This window comes from Rhodoferax sp. GW821-FHT10B06 (assembly GCF_059415605.1).
Genome location: NZ_JBWKNO010000004.1, coordinates 87,115 through 106,258, shown reverse-complemented (window position 1 = coordinate 106,258; position 19,144 = coordinate 87,115). Strand labels below are relative to the sequence as shown.

Annotated in this window: 19 protein-coding genes; 1 reads left to right on the top strand and 18 read right to left on the bottom strand. The window is 62.0% G+C overall.

Annotation, left to right across the window (positions count from 1 at the left end; translation table 11 throughout):
- Position 1: 1 nt before the first annotated feature.
- The 15 genes from hisD to AC07O2_RS07810 all read right to left on the bottom strand — a co-directional run bounded on the left by hisD (position 2) and on the right by AC07O2_RS07810 (position 16,515).
- Entirely contained in the window at positions 2 to 1,324 is a 1,323-nt protein-coding gene (gene hisD, locus AC07O2_RS07880) for a histidinol dehydrogenase (protein WP_495075186.1), read from the bottom strand.
- 5 nt (positions 1,325 to 1,329) lie between these two features.
- Entirely contained in the window at positions 1,330 to 1,980 is a 651-nt protein-coding gene (hisG, locus tag AC07O2_RS07875) for an ATP phosphoribosyltransferase (RefSeq protein ID WP_495075185.1), read from the bottom strand.
- The gene (gene murA / locus AC07O2_RS07870) at positions 1,977 to 3,257 is read right to left on the bottom strand and encodes a UDP-N-acetylglucosamine 1-carboxyvinyltransferase (protein WP_495075184.1); all 1,281 of its coding nucleotides are present in this window, start codon (positions 3,255 to 3,257) and stop codon (positions 1,977 to 1,979) included. The genes hisG and murA overlap by 4 nt, the downstream gene beginning before the upstream one ends.
- A gap of 21 nt (positions 3,258 to 3,278) precedes the next feature.
- Positions 3,279 to 3,521 carry a BolA family protein gene (locus AC07O2_RS07865; protein ID WP_495075183.1) on the bottom strand — a complete coding sequence of 81 codons (243 nt, stop codon included), beginning with the start codon at positions 3,519 to 3,521 and terminating at the stop codon, positions 3,279 to 3,281.
- 7 nt (positions 3,522 to 3,528) lie between these two features.
- Positions 3,529 to 4,284, bottom strand: a complete 756-nt coding sequence (locus AC07O2_RS07860) for an ABC transporter permease (protein ID WP_495075182.1) — start codon at positions 4,282 to 4,284, stop codon at positions 3,529 to 3,531.
- Complete coding sequence (locus AC07O2_RS07855; protein WP_495075181.1) at positions 4,281 to 5,219, bottom strand: ABC transporter ATP-binding protein; 939 nt, start codon at positions 5,217 to 5,219, stop codon at positions 4,281 to 4,283. Before AC07O2_RS07855 ends, AC07O2_RS07860 begins: the two co-directional genes overlap by 4 nt.
- An 80-nt stretch (positions 5,220 to 5,299) precedes the next feature.
- Positions 5,300 to 5,566, bottom strand: coding sequence for an STAS domain-containing protein (locus AC07O2_RS07850; protein ID WP_495075180.1), 267 nt, complete (start codon positions 5,564 to 5,566; stop codon positions 5,300 to 5,302).
- Between the two features lie 2 nt (positions 5,567 to 5,568).
- Positions 5,569 to 6,210 (bottom strand): MlaC/ttg2D family ABC transporter substrate-binding protein, encoded by a 642-nt coding sequence (locus AC07O2_RS07845; protein ID WP_495075179.1) that lies wholly within the window; start codon positions 6,208 to 6,210, stop codon positions 5,569 to 5,571.
- 125 nt (positions 6,211 to 6,335) lie between these two features.
- Positions 6,336 to 7,058 (bottom strand): MlaA family lipoprotein, encoded by a 723-nt coding sequence (locus AC07O2_RS07840; RefSeq protein ID WP_495075178.1) that lies wholly within the window; start codon positions 7,056 to 7,058, stop codon positions 6,336 to 6,338.
- A 25-nt stretch (positions 7,059 to 7,083) separates the two neighbouring features.
- Positions 7,084 to 7,584, bottom strand: a complete 501-nt coding sequence (gene mlaD, locus AC07O2_RS07835) for an outer membrane lipid asymmetry maintenance protein MlaD (protein WP_495075177.1) — start codon at positions 7,582 to 7,584, stop codon at positions 7,084 to 7,086.
- A 9-nt stretch (positions 7,585 to 7,593) separates the two neighbouring features.
- A complete protein-coding gene (gene mlaE, locus AC07O2_RS07830) occupies positions 7,594 to 8,376 on the bottom strand; it encodes a lipid asymmetry maintenance ABC transporter permease subunit MlaE (RefSeq protein ID WP_495075176.1) in 783 nt (260 codons plus the stop codon).
- Positions 8,373 to 9,215, bottom strand: coding sequence for an ABC transporter ATP-binding protein (locus AC07O2_RS07825; protein ID WP_495075175.1), 843 nt, complete (start codon positions 9,213 to 9,215; stop codon positions 8,373 to 8,375). Before AC07O2_RS07825 ends, mlaE begins: the two co-directional genes overlap by 4 nt.
- A gap of 193 nt (positions 9,216 to 9,408) precedes the next feature.
- Entirely contained in the window at positions 9,409 to 10,887 is a 1,479-nt protein-coding gene (locus AC07O2_RS07820) for a glutamate synthase subunit beta (RefSeq protein ID WP_495075174.1), read from the bottom strand.
- 17 nt (positions 10,888 to 10,904) lie between these two features.
- On the bottom strand, positions 10,905 to 15,635 hold the full coding sequence (locus AC07O2_RS07815; protein WP_495075173.1) for a glutamate synthase-related protein: 4,731 nt from the start codon (positions 15,633 to 15,635) through the stop codon (positions 10,905 to 10,907).
- A 181-nt stretch (positions 15,636 to 15,816) separates the two neighbouring features.
- Entirely contained in the window at positions 15,817 to 16,515 is a 699-nt protein-coding gene (locus tag AC07O2_RS07810; RefSeq protein ID WP_495075172.1) for a transposase, read from the bottom strand.
- 159 nt (positions 16,516 to 16,674) lie between these two features.
- On the opposite strand from AC07O2_RS07810, the gene AC07O2_RS07805 reads away from it, so the two are divergent.
- Positions 16,675 to 17,031 (top strand): hypothetical protein, encoded by a 357-nt coding sequence (locus AC07O2_RS07805; RefSeq protein WP_495075171.1) that lies wholly within the window; start codon positions 16,675 to 16,677, stop codon positions 17,029 to 17,031.
- Positions 17,032 to 17,034: 3 nt separating this feature from the next.
- Here AC07O2_RS07805 and AC07O2_RS07800 read toward each other — a convergent pair whose 3' ends face one another.
- From AC07O2_RS07800 to AC07O2_RS07790, 3 genes are read right to left on the bottom strand one after another with little or no spacing between them, the layout of a single operon-like run.
- Entirely contained in the window at positions 17,035 to 17,922 is an 888-nt protein-coding gene (locus tag AC07O2_RS07800; protein ID WP_495075170.1) for a class I SAM-dependent methyltransferase, read from the bottom strand.
- Entirely contained in the window at positions 17,903 to 18,487 is a 585-nt protein-coding gene (locus tag AC07O2_RS07795; RefSeq protein WP_495075169.1) for a DUF1415 domain-containing protein, read from the bottom strand. Before AC07O2_RS07795 ends, AC07O2_RS07800 begins: the two co-directional genes overlap by 20 nt.
- Positions 18,484 to 19,131 carry a hypothetical protein gene (locus AC07O2_RS07790; protein ID WP_495075168.1) on the bottom strand — a complete coding sequence of 216 codons (648 nt, stop codon included), beginning with the start codon at positions 19,129 to 19,131 and terminating at the stop codon, positions 18,484 to 18,486. Before AC07O2_RS07790 ends, AC07O2_RS07795 begins: the two co-directional genes overlap by 4 nt.
- Positions 19,132 to 19,144 lie beyond the last annotated feature (13 nt).

Sequence of the window (19,144 nt, the reverse complement as noted above, 5' to 3'; positions counted from 1 at the left end):
CTTAGGCCTTGTCCAAGCGCATCTCGGCAGCCTGGGCGTGGGCCTGCAGGCCTTCACCATACGCCAGCTCGGCGGCAATCGGGCCCAGCAGCTGGGCTCCGGCCTGGCTGACCTCGATGATGCTGGAACGCTTCTGGAAGTCGTAGACCCCCAGCGGGCTGGAGAAGCGTGCAGTGCCCGAGGTGGGCAGCACGTGGTTCGGGCCGGCGCAGTAGTCGCCCAGGCTCTCGCTGGTATAGGCGCCCAGGAAGATGGCGCCAGCGTGCTTGAGCAGCGGCTCCCAGCGGTGCGGGTCGGTGCTGCTGACTTCCAAGTGCTCTGGGGCGATGCGGTTGCTGATCTCGCAAGCCTCTTCCATGCTGCGGGTGTGGATCAGCGCGCCACGGCCGCTGAGGCTCTTGGCAATGATCTCGGCGCGCGGCATGCCGTTCAACAGACGGTCGATAGCAGCCTGCACCTGGGCGATGTAGCCGGCGTCCGGGCACAGCAGGATGCTCTGCGCCAGCTCGTCGTGCTCGGCCTGGCTGAACAGGTCCATCGCCACCCAGTCGGGCGGCGTCGTGCCGTCGGCCAGCACCAGGATTTCGCTCGGGCCGGCAATCATGTCGATGCCCACCGTACCGAAGACGCGGCGCTTGGCGGCGGCCACATAGGCGTTGCCCGGGCCGGTGATCTTGTGCACGTTCGGAATGGTCGCCGTGCCATAGGCCAGCGCGGCCACGGCCTGGGCGCCACCGATGGTGTAGGCGCGGGTCACGCCGGCCACGTAGGCGGCGGCCAGCACCAGGGCGTTCTTCTCGCCGCGCGGTGTTGGCACGACCATGACGATCTCGGCCACGCCGGCCACGTGGGCGGGGATGGCGTTCATCAGCACGCTGCTGGGGTAAGCCGCCTTGCCGCCGGGCACGTAGATGCCGACGCGGTCCAGCGGCGTGACCTTTTGGCCCAGCAAGCTGCCGTCGGCGTCACGGTAGCTCCAGCTCTCGCCCGAGGCCTTTTTCTGCGCTTCGTGGTAGCTGCGCACGCGGGCGGCAGCAGCTTGCAGAGCGTCGCGCTGGGCAGTAGGAATGGCGTCGAACGCGGCCTTCAGCTCGGCCTGGGTCAGCTCCAGTTCCGCCAGCGAAGTCGCGCTGAGGCCGTCAAAACGGTTCGTGTACTCCAGCACGGCCGCGTCGCCACGTTGCTGCACATCGGCCAGGATGTCGGCGACCGTCTTTTCAATCGCCGTATCCGCCTCGGCAGACCAATGCAGACGTGCCTTGAATTCGGTCTCAAAAGTGGCACTGGCGGTGGATAGATGTGCGGGAGCAGCTACAAATGTCATAGCAATCAGGTGGTAGAGCGTTCGGCAACTGCCTTGGCGAAGGCGTCGATCAGGGCGCGGATAGGGGCTTGCTTGAGCTTCAGCGCGGCCTGGTTCACCACCAGACGCGAGCTGATGTCCATGATGCGCTCCACCTCTTTCAGGTGATTGGCCTTCAAGGTGTTGCCGGTGGAGACCAGGTCGACGATGGCATCGGCCAGGCCGGTCAGCGGCGCCAGCTCCATGCTGCCGTAGAGCTTGATCAAGTCCACGTGCACGCCCTTGGCGGCGAAGAATTCGCGTGCAATTGCTACGTATTTAGTAGCTACCCGCAGCCGCGAACCCTGCTTCACAGCCCGTTCGTAGTCAAAGTCGGCGCGCACCGCCACGCTGATGCGGCACTTGGCGATCTGCAGGTCCAGCGGCTGGTAGAGCCCCGAGCCGCCGTGCTCGATCAAGGTGTCCTTGCCGGTGATGCCCAGGTCGGCACCGCCGTTTTCCACATAGGTGGGTACGTCGGAGGCGCGCACCAGCACCACGCGCACGCCGGGCTGGTTGGTGTCCAGGATCAGCTTGCGCGAGGTTTCGGGGTTGTCCAGCACCTCGATGTTGGCGGCGCGCAGCAGCGGCAGCGTGTCGTCAAAGATGCGGCCTTTGGAGAGGGCTAAGGTAATCATGCTTTCACTCGCTCGATGTCTGCACCGATGCCGCGCAGCTTGGCTTCCATCTGGTCGTAGCCGCGATCCAGGTGGTAGATGCGGTCCACCATGGTCTCGCCTTCGGCCACCAAGCCTGCAATCACCAGGCTGGCGGAGGCGCGCAGGTCGGTCGCCATCACGGTAGCACCTGACAGTTTTGCGACGCCCTCGGTCACGGCCACCTTGCCGTCGATCTGGATGTGCGCGCCCAGGCGCACCAGCTCGTTGACGTGCATGAAGCGGTTTTCAAAAATCGTCTCGGTGACTTTGCTCGGGCCCTGGGCCACGCAGTTCAGCACCATGAACTGGGCCTGCATGTCGGTGGGGAAGCCAGGGTATTCGGTGGTGCGGAAGCTCTGCGCCTTCAGGTGCGTGTGCGCCGGGCCGGCGGACTGCACGCGGATGCCATCGGCCTCAGCGGTGACGGTGACGCCGGCGGTACGCAACTTGTCGATCACCGCGTCCAGATGGTCGGCGCGGCCGTGCTGCAACAGCACATCGCCACCGGTGGCGGCCACAGCGCACAAAAAGGTGCCGGTCTCGATGCGATCCGCCACCACCTGGTGGCTGCAGCCGTGCAGCTTATCCACGCCCTGGATGCGGATGCGGTGCGTGCCGTGGCCTTCGATCTTCGCGCCCATCTTGATCAGCATCTCGGCCAGGTCGGTAATCTCCGGCTCCTGGGCGGCGTTTTCCAGAATGGTCTCGCCCTCGGCCAGGGCTGCGGCCATCAGGAAGTTTTCAGTGCCGGTGACGGTCACCATGTCGGTAGTGATATGGCAGCCCTTGAGGCGGGTCCAGCCCTTGGGCAGCTTGGCGATCATGTAGCCGTGCTCGACCACGATCTCGGCGCCCATGGCCTGCAGACCCTTGATGTGCTGGTCCACGGGGCGCGAGCCGATGGCGCAGCCGCCAGGCAGCGACACCGTGGCCTCACCAAAACGCGCCAGCAGCGGGCCCAGCGCCAGCACCGAGGCGCGCATGGTCTTCACCAGCTCGTACGGTGCTTCAGGCGAAGACAAGGCGCCAGCGTTGACGTTGACTGTGCCATCTTCAGATCGCTCGGCCGTCACGCCCATGTTGCGGATCAGCGTGAGCATGGTGGCCACGTCCTGCAGGCGCGGCACATTGGTCAGGGTGACGGGCTCGGCCGTCAGCAGCGCGGCGCACAGTTCGGGCAGGGCGGCGTTCTTGGCGCCGGAGATGCGGACCTGGCCTTGCAGGCTGCGGCCACCGCGTATAAGAAGTTTGTCCATGGAAATGCAATCGGAATAGGGTTAGCGGGGCAAAGCGGCCCACTCTGCCGGGGTATAGGTTTTCATCGACAAGGCATGCACTTCGTCGGTATGCATCTTGGCGCCCAGCGTGGCGTAGACCCGCTGGTGGCGCTGGATGGCGCGACGGCCTTCGAATTCGGCCGAGACGATGGTGGCGTACCAGTGGCGGCCATCGCCTTCCAGCGTGATGTGTTCGCAGGGCAGGTGCGATGCGATGAGGGCTTGTAGTTCTTCTGCTGTCATGAAAGTGTTATCCGCGGATTTTGTAGCCTATGCGCAAGAGATGGATGGTGATGGCGCTGACCACCAGCAAGGCCGTGCCAACGATGCCCAAGCTCAGCCAGGGCGATACATCGCTGACGCCAAAGAAACCGTAGCGGAAGCCGTCGATCATGTAGAAGAACGGATTCAGGTGGCTGACGGTCTGCCAAAACGGTGGCAGGGAGTGTATGGAATAGAACACGCCGCTCAAGAATGTCATGGGCATGATGACGAAGTTCTGGAACGCCGCCATCTGGTCGAACTTCTCGGCCCACAGGCCGGCGATGATGCCCAGCGTACCCAGCAGGGCCGCGCCCAGCACCGCGAACACCACGATCCACAGCGGGGCCACAAAGCTGGCGCCGGTGAAGATGGCGGTCACCGCAAAGACGCCGGTGCCGACCAGCAGGCCGCGCGCCACGGCCGAGCCGGTGTAGGCCCAGAACCAGCCCCAATGCGATATCGGAGTAAGCAGCACAAACACCAGGCTACCCATGATCTTGCTCTGGATCAGCGAGGACGAGCTGTTGGCGAACGCGTTTTGCAGCACACTCATCATCACCAGGCCGGGCACCAGGAAGGCGGTGTAGTTGATCGTGCCGTAGACCAGGGCCTTGCCTTCCAGCACATGGCCGAAGATCAGCAGGTACAGCACGGCGGTCAGCACCGGAGCGCCCACGGTCTGAAAGGCCACCTTCCAGAAGCGCAGCGATTCTTTGTAGAGCAGGGTTTGCCAGCCGGTCATGCTGCCACCTCGCTCGCAACATAGCCATTGGTCATTACATCGAGGAAGACGTCTTCGAGATCGGCCTTGCGGATCTCCACATCTTCGGCAATCAGACCTGCTTCCCGCACTGCCGCCAGATAGCGCTCGATCTCGGCCGCGTTGTGCGCGGGGAACTGCACGATACGACCGGTAATGCGGGCCTGCTGCGCCAGGGCACTGGGGAGTTCGCTATCGACTTTGAAGCGCAGCACATTGCTGGAGGCGTTTTTCAACAGTTCGCTGGTGCGGTCCAGGGCGACGATCTGGCCTTTTTTCAGCATGGCGATGCGCGAGCACAGGGCCTCGGCTTCTTCCAGGTAATGGGTGGTCAGCAGCACCGTGTGGCCCTGTTTGTTGAGTTTGGCGATGAACTGCCACAGGGTCTGGCGCAGCTCCACATCCACGCCTGCGGTGGGCTCATCCAGCACGATGACGGGCGGCTTGTGCACCAGGGCCTGGGCCACCAGCACCCGGCGTTTCATGCCGCCGGACAGCTGGCGCATATTCGAATTTGCCTTGTCGGCCAGGCCCAGGCTTTCCAGCAATTCATCGATCCAGGCGTCGTTGTTCTTCACGCCAAAGTAGCCCGACTGGATGCGCAGCGCCTCGCGCACATTGAAAAATGGATCGAACACCAGCTCCTGCGGCACCACGCCCAGCTGGCGACGCGCGTTGGCGTAGTCGCTTACCACGTCGTGGCCGTGCACCAGCACCTTGCCGCCGGTGGCGCGGTTCAGGCCGGCCAGTATGCTGATCAGCGTGGTCTTACCCGCACCATTCGGCCCGAGCAGGCCAAAAAATTCCCCCTGGGCGATATCGAAGCTGACGCTGTCGAGGGCGGTGAGGGGGGGATTTTTAGCGCCGCGGGGGCTGGCGTAGGTCTTGGAGACCTGCTGGAAGGAGATGGCTGGCATGGGCCGGTGATTTTAACGGCTAGGCCCGGCCGCCGTCGGAGCAGGGCTTTCCGCCCGGCGGGGCAGTTTAGGACGTGTTCTTAGGCCGCCGGCAACAAGCCCGCTACGCCGTACAGTCCCGCCAAGTCCGCCAAGCGTTGGGGCAACCCGCGTACCGCGAAAGAACGGCCCAGACTGAAGCTCTCACGGCGGCATTCCAGCAGCACGGCAAGGGCGGACGAATCGAAGCTGGTCAGTGCCGTGGCGTCCACGACCACCGCACCGGGCTGCGAACGCAGGCCCTGCAGCAGCATGTGCAGGGATGCGGTCGCCTGTGCGTGGGTCAACTCAACGGGCAAGACCAACACGCTCAGCCCTTTTTGGCGTTGGTCTGGTTGCGCGTGGTCAGCGTGGTGATCAGGCCGTCAATGCCCTTGGCGTTGATCTCGGACGCGAACTGGCTGCGGTAGGTTTCCACCAACCAGACGCCCAGCACGTTCAGGTTGAAGATCTTCCAGCCTGCGCCGTCGCCAGGGGTCTTTTCCAGGCGGTAGTCCAGTTGAATAGGATCACCATGGCCTTTGACCTCGGTGCGCACGACGACTTCCTTGTCGTCCGCAGCCGCACGGAAGGGTTTCAGGCTGATTTCCTGGTCATTGGTGACCTGGGCCAAGGCGCCGGAATAGGTACGCACCAGCAGAGTCTTGAACTCATCCTGCAAGCGCTTTTGCTGCTCGGGCGTGGCTTGGCGCCAGCCGGGGCCGACGGCGGAGGCCGTCATGCGCTGGAAGTTCACGTTGGGCATGATCTTGGTATCGACCAGGCCCATGATCTTGTTCACATTGCCCTGCTGCAGGCTTTTGTCCGCCTTGATGGTGTCCAGCACATCGGTGGAGATGCGCTTCACCAGGACGTCTGGCGCCTCATCGGCGGCAAACACCTGCATAGACGTGGCAGACGCCACAGCGAACACTACACCAACGGCCCAATGGCCCAAAGAACGACGTTTCATACACTCTTTCTCTCAGCGGGAAAAGCCCGCACCTCAATAATGGAACGGCCTACCGATGGGTTGACCCAGACGGCGGCAGCGGCGTGCAATTTGCACAAGGCTTACATAGCAAGCCTTAAAAATACCTATTTGGGCGCATCCGCCGACGCATCTGGCGGATTGCCGTCATACACCTCATTGGTGCGCAGCTGCAGGTAGAAATCGCGGGTGAACGTATATTTGTCCAGCGCGGCATCTTCCAGCGCAGCGGTGGCACGCAACAAATTGGCCCGTGTATCGATCAGGCTCAGGCCATACAAGCGATCACGGTCACCCGAGTGCGGCACGGCGTTCAGCATATTGCCCTGGGCATCCACCGGCAAGGCAGCGGCATCACGTATGGTGGATGGGCCCAGCAGCGGGACCACCAGATACGGGCCGGACGGCACGCCCCAGCTGCCCAGGGTCTGGCCGAAATCTTCCTTGTGGCGCTCCAGGCCCATATCGGTCGCCAGGTCAAAAACACCGCCGATGCCGAACACGGTGTTGATGCTGAAGCGCATCCAGCTCTCCACCGCGCTCTGGCCCTTGCCCTGCAAGGCGTTGTTGGCCGTATTCCAGACTTCGCCCAGGTTGGAGAAGAAATTGCTCACCCCGGTGCGCACCAGTGGAGGCGTCACCTTGGTATAGGCCGTAGCCACCGGTTTGAACACCGCGTTGTCCACGACTTCATTGAAGCCATAGATCTTGCGGTTCATCGGCTCCAGTGGATCGCGTGGATTGGCCTGCGGGCCTGTGGCGCATGCAGACACCAAAGCCAACAGGCCTCCAGCGCAGCTATATCGTGCGTATCTAGCTATATTTTTCATAGTAAACAACCAAGCTTGTGTATTTTTATTTTTTAGGTGCGGACGCCGGAGCGGCTGCCGGCGTGGACGGGCCATCGGCTGCTTTGCTGTATAGGAACTGGCTGATCAGGTTTTCCAGCACCACGGCGGATTGCGTCGTGGAAATCGTGTCACCAGCCGCCAGCGTCTTTTCTTCGGCACCGGCTTCTATGCCAATGTACTGCTCACCCAGCAAGCCACTGGTCAGAATTTTCAGCGAGCTGTCTTTGGGAAAAGCGTAACGCGTATCCATGGACAAAGTGACCTTGGCCTGGAAAGATTTGTCATCAAAAGTAATGCTCTCGACCCGCCCCACCACCACGCCAGCACTCTTCACCGCTGCCTTGGGCTTGAGGCCGCCGATATTGTCGAACTTGGCACTCACGGTATAGCCGGTCTGGAAATTCAGCGACAGCAGATTGGCCGACTGCAGGGCCAGAAACAACAAGGCCACCGCACCCAGCAGCACAAAAAAACCTACCCACACATCGTTTTTCGAGCGTTGCATAAAACTGCCTTAAATAGAAAACATGGTGGCGGTGAGCAGGAAGTCCAACGCAAGCACCGCCAACGAAGCCACCACCACCGTGCGCGTGGTCGCACGCGACACCCCTTCGGGCGTGGGCTGGGCCTCATAACCTTGCAGCAGCGCGACAAAGCTTACGGTGAAGCCAAAAACCACACTTTTGATCACGCCATTGCCGACATCCTTGAAGACGTCTACGCCCCCCTGCATCTGGCTCCAGAAAGCCCCGGCGTCTACCCCAATCATCAGCACGCCCACAATCCAGCCGCCAATAATGCCTACCGCACTGAACAAAGCCGCCAGCAAAGGCAGGGTGATCACACCCGCCCAAAAGCGCGGCGCAAGAATACGCTGCACGGGGTCCACGGCCATCAGCTCCATGGCGCTCAGTTGCTCACCCGCCTTCATCAGGCCGATGCCGGCCGTCAGCGAGGTGCCAGCACGCCCGGCAAATAGCAAAGCCGTGATGACCGGCCCCAACTCACGCACCAGGCTCAGGGCCACCAACAGGCCCAGGGCCTCCGAAGAACCGTAGCGCTGCAGCGTGTAATAGCCCTGCAAGCCCAGAACAAAGCCGACGAACAGACCGGACACACCGATCAGCGCCAGCGAATAATTGCCCAGAAAGTGGATCTGGTCACGCACCAGGCCAAAGCGCTTGAGCGAGCCCCCCAGCGACGCCAGCAGGCGCAGAAACAAACGCGTGCCGTGGCCGATGTCGGCCAGTTTGGAACGCACCGCGAAACCGACATCCGATGGCTTGTACCAAGTCATGGCCGGCCTCCTGCGCGCGGCACTGTACGCAAGCCGGCGCCGAAATCCTGGTCCACCGTCGGGCCTGGGTAATGGAAGCGCACCGGGCCATCGGGCAAGGCATTGATGAATTGGTGTACCAGAGGGTCGGTGCTGGTACGCACCTCATCCGGCGTGCCCTGGGCCACGATTTTCCCGTTGGCCAGTACCACCACCTTGTCGGCAATATGGAAGGTTTCGTCCAGATCGTGCGAGACGATGACGCTGGTCAGGCCCATGGTGTCATTGAGTTCACGGATCAAACGGGCCGAGGTGCCCAGAGAAATCGGGTCCAGACCGGCAAAGGGTTCGTCATACATCACCAGATCCGGGTCCAGTGCAATCGCGCGGGCCAGGGCGACGCGGCGGGCCATGCCGCCCGACACCTCGCTCGGCATCAGGTCGCGCGCACCACGCAAACCCACAGCGTTGAGCTTCATCAGCACGATGTCGCGCACCAGCGCGTCGGACAAATCAGTGTGCTCGCGCAATGGGAAGGCCACGTTGTCGAACACCGTCATGTCGGTAAACAGCGCGCCGAACTGGAACAGCACACCCATGCGGCGCCGCGCCGCGTACCAACCCGCCTGGTCAAATGCGGCAACGTTCTGGCCGTCCAGCAACAGCTCGCCCGACTGGGCCTGAATCTGGCCGCCGATCAGGCGCAACACGGTGGTTTTACCGCCGCCGGAGGCACCCATAAGAGCCGTCACCTTGCCGCGCGGAATGCTCAGCGTGATGCCGTCCAGTACCGGGCGCTCCCCATACCCGAAGGTGAGCTGGCGTATTTCAACGAGGTTGTCTGGTGTGGCTGTGGTCATAGAAAGGCAAAAGCCGGAACGCTTCCGGCTTTTGCATGATAAGGGATAGTCCTAGGGCTTGGCCTGTAGCGCCTAGCAAATCCATACATACTTGTATGTATGTATGTAAAGCCCAACAAACACTGGGGCCTAACCTCTAACCTCGCCCAGGCCCATAGTGCAGCGCAACCAACGGCCGCGCCGCACCTGGTTTTCAACGCGGCAGATCGCTAAAGCCCATCAGGAACTCATCGACGGCACGAGCCGCCTGACGCCCCTCGCGAATCGCCCACACCACCAGGCTCTGGCCGCGGCGGATGTCGCCGGCAGCAAACACCTTGGGCACATTAGTGGCGTAGCCGCCGGTGAAATCGGTATGCGCCTTGGCATTGCCACGGGCATCTTTCTCAATGCCAAAAGCGTCCAGCACGCTGGCGACGGGGCTTACAAAGCCCATGGCCAGCAGCACCAGGTCGGCCTTCATGGTGACTTCGGTGCCGGGGATTTCGACCAGCTTGCCGTCCTTGAACTCGACGCGCACGGTCTTCAGGCCGGTGACCTTGCCTTTTTCGCCGATGAATTCCTTGGTGGAAATGGCAAATTCGCGCTCGCAGCCTTCTTCATGGCTGGAACTGGTGCGCAGCTTGATCGGCCAGTAGGGCCAGGTCATGGGGCGGTTTTCTTCTTCGGGCGGCTGGGGCATGACCTCGAACTGGGTCACGCTGACCGCGCCATGGCGGTTGCTGGTGCCCACGCAGTCGGAGCCGGTGTCGCCGCCGCCGATGACGATGACCTTTTTGCCATCGGCACGCAGCTGGCCCTTGACCTTGTCGCCGGCGTTGACCTTGTTCTGCTGGGGCAGGAATTCCATCGCGAAATGGATGCCGTCCAGATCGCGGCCGGGCACGGGCAGGTCGCGCGATTGCTCGGCGCCACCGGTCAGCACCACGGCGTCGAAGTCTTTTTGCAGCTGCTCGGGGGTGACGGTGTCCTTGGCCCAGTTGGTGACCTTGGAGCCCTTGCCCAGCGGGTCTTTGGCCGCGCCGACCATCACGCCGGTGCGGAAGGTGACGCCCTCGGCGGTCATCTGCTCGACCCGGCGGTCGATGTGGCTCTTCTCCATCTTGAAGTCGGGAATGCCGTAGCGCAGCAGGCCGCCGACGCGGTCGTTCTTCTCGAACAGGGTCACGTCATGGCCGGCGCGCGCCAACTGCTGGGCCGCGGCCAGGCCGGCGGGGCCGGAGCCGACCACCGCGACCTTCTTGCCGGTCTTGTGCTTGGCGACACGCGGTTTCACCCAGCCCTCGTCCCAGGCGCGGTCGATGATGGCGTGCTCGATGGACTTGATGCCCACCGGCAGGTCGCTGACGTTCAGCGTGCAAGCCGCCTCGCAGGGCGCGGGGCAGATGCGGCCGGTGAACTCGGGGAAGTTGTTGGTGCTGTGCAGCACCTCGATGGCGTTCTGCCAGTCGCCGCGGTACACCAGATCATTGAAGTCGGGAATGATGTTGTTGACCGGGCATCCGTTGTTGCAGAACGGAATGCCGCAGTCCATGCAGCGCGCGCCCTGGATCTTGGCCTGCGATTCGTCGAGTCCGACGACGAATTCCTTGTAGTGTTTCAAACGCTCGGCTGGTGGCTTGTAGCCCTCTTCCAGCCGGCCGTATTCCATGAAGCCTGTGACTTTTCCCATGATTGAATCCTTGTTCTTTACTTAGCCGGCACCGCTTCATTTTTAATAGCTGCTTGCGCAGATGCCGCCTGCGCTAGAGCCACTTTTTTTGCATGCAATTCACCCAGGGCACGCTGGTACTCCAGCGGAAACACCTTGATGAACTTGCCGCGGGCTTCGGTCCAGTTGTCCAGCAGATCGCGGGCGCGCTTGCTGCCGGTCCAGCGGTTGTGGTCTTCCAGCAGCTTCTTCAGCTGGGCTTCGTCGGTCTGGCCGTTGTGCCATTGGTCGGCCACGCCCAGGCCCTGCTGTTCGCCCGATGGCAGCACTTTTTCAAGCGACACCATGGACATATTGCAGCGCTTTGCGAACTGACCGTCTTCGTCGTACACATAGGCGACGCCGCCGCTCATGCCGGCAGCAAAGTTGCGGCCGGTCTTGCCCAGGATCAGCGCGGTGCCGCCGGTCATGTATTCGCAACCGTGGTCGCCCGTGCCTTCGACCACCGTGGTGGCACCCGACAGACGCACCGCAAAGCGCTCGCCAGCGACACCGCTGAAGAAGGATTCGCCGCTGGTCGCGCCGTACATCACGGTGTTGCCGACGATGGTGTTCTGCGTGGCCGCGCCGCGGAAGTCGATGCTGGGTCGCACCACGATACGGCCGCCGCTCAGGCCCTTGCCGGTGTAGTCATTCGCGTCGCCGATCAGGTACAGCGTGATGCCGTTGGCCAGGAAGGCGCCGAAGGACTGGCCGCCCGTGCCTTCGAGCTGGATGCGGATGGTGTCGTCGGGCAGACCTTCAGGCCGCACCTTGGTCAGCGCACCGGACAGCATGGCGCCCAGCGAACGGTTCACGTTGCGCGCCACTTCCATGAACTTGACCTTCTCGCCGCGCAGGATGGCGGGCTGCGATTTCTCGATCAGCACGTTGTCCAGCGATTTCTCCAGGCCGTGTTCCTGGTCTTGCACGTGGTAGCGCGGCACATCGGCCGGCACATTAGGCTGGGCGAACAGGCGGTTGAAGTCCAGGCCGCTGGCCTTCCAGTGGGCGATGCCCTTGCGGGTGTCCAGCAGGTCGGCACGGCCAATCAGGTCGTCGAACTTGCGGATGCCCAGCTGGGCCATGATCTGGCGCACTTCTTCGGCGATGAAGAAGAAGAAGTTCACCACATGCTCGGGTCGGCCCTGGAATTTCTTGCGCAACACCGGGTCTTGCGTGGCCACGCCCACCGGGCAGGTGTTCAGATGGCATTTGCGCATCATGATGCAGCCCTCGACCACCAGCGGCGCGGTGGCGAAGCCGAATTCATCGGCGCCCAGCAGCGCGCCGATGGCGACGTCGCGGCCGGTTTTCATCTGGCCGTCGGCCTGCACACGGACGCGGCCGCGCAGGCGGTTCAGCACCAGGGTCTGCTGGGTTTCGGCCAGGCCGATTTCCCACGGACCACCGGCATGCTTGATCGACGACCAGGGCGATGCACCGGTGCCGCCGTCGTGGCCGGCGATCACGATGTGGTCGCTCTTGCACTTGGTCACGCCCGCGGCGATGGTGCCGACGCCGACTTCGGACACCAGCTTGGTGCTGATGGAAGCATGCGGTGCCACGTTCTTCAGGTCGTGGATCAGCTGGGCCAAGTCTTCGATCGAATAAATGTCGTGGTGCGGCGGTGGCGAAATCAGGCCTACGCCCGGCACCGAGTGGCGCAGTTTGCCGATGTACTCGGACACCTTGCCGCCGGGCAGCTGGCCGCCCTCGCCCGGCTTCGCGCCCTGGGCCATCTTGATCTGGATCTGGTCGCTGGAGACCAGGTACTCGGCGGTCACACCGAAGCGGCCCGAAGCCACCTGCTTGATGCGCGAGCGCAGCGAATCGCCGTCTTGCAGCGGGTAGTTGGTGGCTTCCACCACCTCAGGGCCGATGATCTCGCGCAGGGTCTGGCCTTGCTTGATCGGGATGCCCTTCAGCTCTTGCCGGTAACGGGCCGGATCTTCACCGCCTTCGCCGGTATTGCTCTTGCCGCCGATGCGGTTCATGGCCACGGCCAGGGTGGTGTGGGCTTCGGTGGAGATCGAGCCCATGGACATGGCGCCGGTGGCGAAGCGCTTGACGATTTCTTTCGCCGGTTCGACTTCTTCCACCGGAATCGCCTTGGCCGGGTCGATCTTGAATTCGAACAGGCCGCGCAAGGTCATGTGGCGGCGACTCTGGTCGTTGATCAGCTGGGCGTATTCCTTGTAGGTGTTCCAGTTGTTCGAACGCGCGCTGTGCTGCAGCTTGGCGATGGCGTCGGGCGTCCACATATGCTCTTCGCCGCGGGCGCGCCAGGCGTATTCACCGCCGGCGTCCAGCATGCTGGCCAGCACCGGGTCGTCGCCAAACGCGGCCTTGTGCATGCGCAGGGCTTCTTCGGCGATCTCGAACACGCCAATGCCTTCGACGCGGCTGGAGGTACCGGTGAAGTACTTGGACACGGTGTCCTGGTTCAGGCCGATCACCTCGAACAGCTGCGCACCGCAGTAGCTCATATAGGTGGACACGCCCATCTTCGACATGATCTTCGACAAGCCTTTGCCGATGGCCTTGACGTAGTTGTAGATGGCTTTCTCGGGCGACAGGTCGCCGGGCAAGTCCTTGTGCAGGTCGGCCAGGGTTTCCATCGCCAGGTAGGGGTGGATGGCTTCGGCGCCATAGCCGGCCAGCACGCCGAAGTGGTGGACTTCGCGGGCGGTACCGGTTTCGACCACCAGGCCGGTGGTGGTGCGCAGACCATTGGTCACCAGATGTTGGTGGATGGCGCTGCTGGCCAGCAGGGCGGGGATGGCGATTTGCGTAGCGCTGACGGCGCGGTCGCTGACGATCAGGATGTTCTTGCCACCCTTGATCGCGTCCACGGCTTCGGCGCACAGCGAGGCCAGCTTGGCTTCCACGCCCTCACGGCCCCAGGCTGCGGGATAGGTGATGTCCAGCGTGGCGCTCTTGAACTTGCCATGGGTGTGGCGCTCGATGTCGCGCAGCTTGGCCATGTCCTCGAAGTCGAGGATGGGCTGGGCTACTTCCAGGCGCATCGGTGGGTTCACCTGGTTGATGTCCAGCAGGTTGGGCTTGGGGCCGATGAAGGACACCAGCGACATGACGATGGCTTCGCGGATCGGGTCAATCGGCGGGTTCGTCACCTGGGCGAACATCTGGCGGAAGTAGTTGTACAGCGGCTTGTTCTTGTCACTGAGCACGGCCAGCGGGCTGTCGTTGCCCATGGAGCCAATGCCTTCTTCCCCGGCCTGGGCCATGGGGGACAGCAGGAACTTGATGTCTTCCTGGGTATAGCCGAAGGCCTGCTGGCGGTCCAGCAAGCCAGTGCCGCTGGCAGCGGGCTGGGCCGCGTCGGCCGGCACGCTGTCGAGCTTGATGCGCAGGTTGTCGATCCACTGCTTGTAGGGCTTGGTGTTGACGATGTTGGCCTTGAGCTCGTCGTCGTCGATCATGCGGCCCTGTTCCAGGTCGATCAGGAACATCTTGCCGGGTTGCAGACGCCATTTGCGAACGATCTTGTTCTCGGGCACGGGCAGCACGCCGGATTCCGAGGCCATGATGACCAGGTCGTCGTCGGTGACGCAGTAGCGCGAGGGGCGCAGACCGTTGCGGTCCAGCGTGGCGCCGATCTGGCGGCCATCGGTGAAGACGATGGAAGCCGGGCCGTCCCAGGGCTCCATCATCGCGGCGTGGTATTCATAGAAGGCGCGGCGGCGCTCGTCCATGTTGGTGTGCTGCTCCCAGGGCTCGGGGATCATCATCATCACGGCCTGGCTGATCGGGTAGCCGGCCATGGTCAGCAGTTCCAGGCAGTTGTCGAAGGTCGCGGTGTCGGACTGGTTGGCGAAGCTGATCGGGTACAGCTTGGCCAGGTCGGCGGCCAGCACCGGCGAGGCCATCACGCCTTCGCGGGCCTTCATCCAGTTGTAGTTGCCTTTAACGGTGTTGATCTCACCGTTGTGCGCCACATAGCGGTACGGGTGGGCCAGCGGCCACTCAGGGAAAGTGTTGGTGGAAAAGCGCTGATGCACCAAGCCGATAGCCGAGATACAGCGCTCGTCGGACAAATCCTTGTAGTACACGCCAACCTGGTCGGCCAGCAGCAGACCCTTGTAGATCACCGTGCGGCTGGACATGCTGGGCACGTAATACTCTTTGCTGTGTTTGAGCTTCAGATTCTGGATGTTGGCACTGGCGGTCTTGCGGATCACATACAGCTTGCGCTCCAGCGCATCTTGCACGATGACATCGTCGCCGCGGCCAATAAACACCTGTTTGAGCAGCGGCTCGGTCTTGCGCACCGTAGGAGACATGGGCATATCCTTGTCCACCGGCACATCGCGCCAGCCCAGGAACACCTGGCCTTCGGCCTTGATGGCGCGTTCCATTTCCTGTTCGCAAGCCTGGCGCGAGGCGTGCTCTTTGGGCAGAAAGATCATGCCCACGCCATATTCACCAGCGGCTGGCAGGGTCACGCCCTGCTTGGCCATTTCTTCGCGGTATAGCGCGTCGGGGATCTGGATCAAGATACCCGCGCCGTCGCCCATGAGCTTGTCGGCACCGACAGCACCACGGTGGTCGATGTTCTCCAGGATCTTCAGTGCCTGGGTGACGATATCGTGGCGCTTCTCACCCTTGATATGCGCCACAAAACCCAAGCCGCAAGCGTCATGCTCGTTGCCGGAAGAATACAAACCGTGGTCGTTGAGATACTGGATCTCGGCAGCCGTTGTCATGGGCGCTCTCCTAAATGTTTTCGCGGGGATGGCAAGCATAAAGGACTGCAACAACAATGCCAAGCGCAATAATTGGGGTCAGATTCCAATTAAATTCTAAGTAAATTCATCAACAAATATTTAGGGACACATCAAAATACATAGCAAATAATGTACAGTAAATAAGCGCAGGAAGCATTTTTCATGCTCCATTCTTTCGCGACACTGGACGACCAGCGGCGGACTGGGTCAGCCTGCGATCGGTTCTCTTTTGTAAATTTGCAACAAAATCAACATCCCCCAACGCCCATCCCCGGAGCGCTGATTCAGTCAATTCGCGCTGCTGGGCCGCTGTAATGCCGACCTGCACCAAATTGGCGTAGGCCGCTTCGCGGGCAAAAGGCGTGTTGCCCAAGTTCCACCACAAGGGGTGGGGCGTCACCAGCTTGTCAGCACGCAGGCCGATCGCATGGCCGTAGCTGGACCACGGATAGTCGCGCGGGTCCTGTACCAGGCTGGCACGCACGGGATTCAGGTCGATATAGACCATGCAGGCCAACAGATAGCGCTCGGTCTGGACCAACGTGGACCGGTAGCGCCCTTCCCACAGCGTGCCGCTGCGGCCCTGCTTATCATTGAAGTAACGCACATAGCGCCGCCCTACCGCCTGCATCATCTGGGGCAAGCCCTGCTCTGTTTCCGGCGTGGCCAGCAAATGGAAATGGTTGCCCATCAGGACGTAGGCATGCACCTGCACTTCAAAACGCTTGGCGTTCTCGGCCAACAGGTCCATAAAGAAGTCGTAGTCCGCAGCGTCCGCAAAGATGGCCTGGCGGTTATTGCCGCGCTGGATCACGTGGTGGGGAACACCGGGCAAGGTCAGTCGGGGAAGGCGGGCCATACGGGGAAGGAAAGTTGGAACCAAGGTACGCCGATGGTAATTGGAATCTGACCCCTATTTTTCTTTACAAAAGATTACGGCAAAGGTTGTAGATGCCTGACGGCCATCAATTGTTATAGAAGGGTCGGCAACATGTGGCTTGCCGTGGAGAAACACACAATGCGTATTCGACTAGCGGTTCCGGTTCTGGTGGGTTTATTGGGCGCAGTGGCGCTGTCTGGCTGCGTAGTGGCGCCACCCAGGCAACAGATCGTCTACACCACGCCGGCACAGCCCGCCGGCCCGGTGGTGTACACCGAAGTAGCGCCTCCACCGCCCCAGGTAGAGGTGATTGGTGTGGCGCCTGCTCCTGGCTACTTTTGGCTGTCAGGCGTGTGGGTTTGGGAGGGCGGCCGCCATGTGTGGCACCCCGGTCATTGGGAGGCTCACCGCCCAGGCTATACCTGGACGCCACACCGCTGGGTGCAGACCGGCCACGGCTGGCAACTGCACGGTGGTTTCTGGGCGCGTAGCTAGAAGCTAAACGCTGGCACTGGCTTCGGGCAGCTTGAAACGTGCGTCCGCCAGGCCAGCCAAGCCAAACTCGACCAGCAGACTCGCCAAGCGCTCGGCAGCGGCACGCTTTTTCTGGCCGGTATATTTGGCGATGATGAGCTCGTTCTTCATGCTGTGCTCCCAGCCCACCAGCTCGGTCACGGTGACCTGGTAGCCCCAGGCCTCCAGGTACAGGCAGCGCAACACATTGGTGATCTGGCTGCCCAGTTCCCTGGTGTGCAGCGGGTGGCGCCACAACTCCGCCAGCGGAGTTTTGGTGCCGTTCAAGGCCTTGTTCTGGCGCAGGCAGGCGGCCACCTCGGCCTGACAGCAGGGCACCAGCACCATGGCCTTCGCCTTTTTTTGCAGGCCGAAGGCGATGGCATCATCGGTCGCCGTGTCGCAAGCATGCAGCGCGGTGACCACATCGATGCGCGATGGCAGCAGGACTGAGTCGGTAGATTCGGCAACACTCAGGTTCAAAAACGACATGCGGCCGAAACCCAGGCGCGCCGCCAACTCCTGCGACTTCGCGACCAGCTCGGCACGTGTTTCTATGCCGTAGATATGGCCTGCACCCAGTGCCTTAAAGAACAGGTCGTAAACGATAAAACCCAGGTAAGACTTGCCCGCCCCGTGGTCGGCCAGGGTCAAGCCGCCCTCGCCCGCTGGTATCTCTTTCAGCAGCTTTTCGATGAACTGGAACAGGTGGTAGACCTGCTTGAGCTTGCGGCGCGAGTCCTGGTTGAGTTTGCCGTCGCGGGTAAGGATGTGCAGCTCTTTGAGCAGCTCAACGGACTGGGCAGGATCGATTTCAGGCGGCAGCGCCGAGACTTTGGGTTCAGCCGCCGGCCTATTTTTGGGGGTCTTCATGCGGGGATTTTCCCACGCCAAGCGCATCCCAGCCGGCTTGCCCCAATGCTTCAAGAGTTTCCATATTGCGCTCGAAGATGGCTTCGGCCTCGGGGAAGGCGGCTACGGCACGGTCGATGCTAGCCTCGCGCAGCAAATGCAGGCAGGGGTAGGGAGCGCGGTTGGTGTAGTTGGTGATGTCGCCAGGCTCGGTTCCGCCAAACTGGAAGTCAGGGTGGAAGCTGACGATCTGTACTATCCCTTCGAGTCCCATGCGGCGTAGCACGCGGTCGGCCTCGCCCAGGAAAGCATTGAAGTCCAGAAAATCTTGCAGCACCCTCGGTGCTATCAAAAGAGTAGTATCCCGTGCAGACGGCTCCTGCGCCAGCAGCCCATTAAGCTCTTCAATCAGTTGCTCGCGCAAAGCCTCGGCGTCAAGCGCCGAACTGACGACATAGTGGATCTGTCCCTTGGTATGCACTGCCTTGGCGAAGGGGCACAGGTTCAGGCCAATCACGGCACGCACCAACCAGCGGCGCATGTCATCCACCACGGTGGCGTCGCTGGCGACCATGGCTGTAGTCATAGAAACCGGTTCGGCTGGGCCAGCAGCAGGCGCGCCAGCTCGTCCATCAGACCCTGGTTGATGTCTGCGGCGGGCCGCTCGGCGTTCAATACATCAAAGCCATTGGCGTTGCTGATGCGGAATGCCAGCAGGGCCTGATCATGGTCAGGCGTGATGCGCACGCTACCCATCAGCTCGGTCATATATTCAAAACGAATGGACAAAAGTTTGCGCGACTCGGGGTGGCGTATCTCTTGCCGGTCGTGCTTCAGCCGGCCCAAGGTCAAGCGTGACTCGACACGCTCCAGATCGGGTGGAAAGTTGACGCTGACAGCCCCCTTTACCGGAGGCCCCTCCAGCGGCACCACACGCCAGCCCATGCCGATGTAATCCACCACATCGACACCACGCAGCCGCTTCTGGCGTACATCGCATCGGAAATCCACCAGGCGCATGGCGGGCCAGGGGGTCTTGCCGTCAAGCGAGAACGCTGGCGCGGGGGGCGTGATCACATTCAGCTGCTGGGCCAAGTCCACCAAGTAGCTGGCAATCGTCTTGCAGGCTGCCTCGGTTTGGGCCACACGGGTCTCGGCCGTGTGCTGCTGCGCACTGTGCTGATCGCGCAACGCATGGGCCTGGTTTTTGAGTTGGTTCAGAAAACTCATCGTGGCTCCAAAT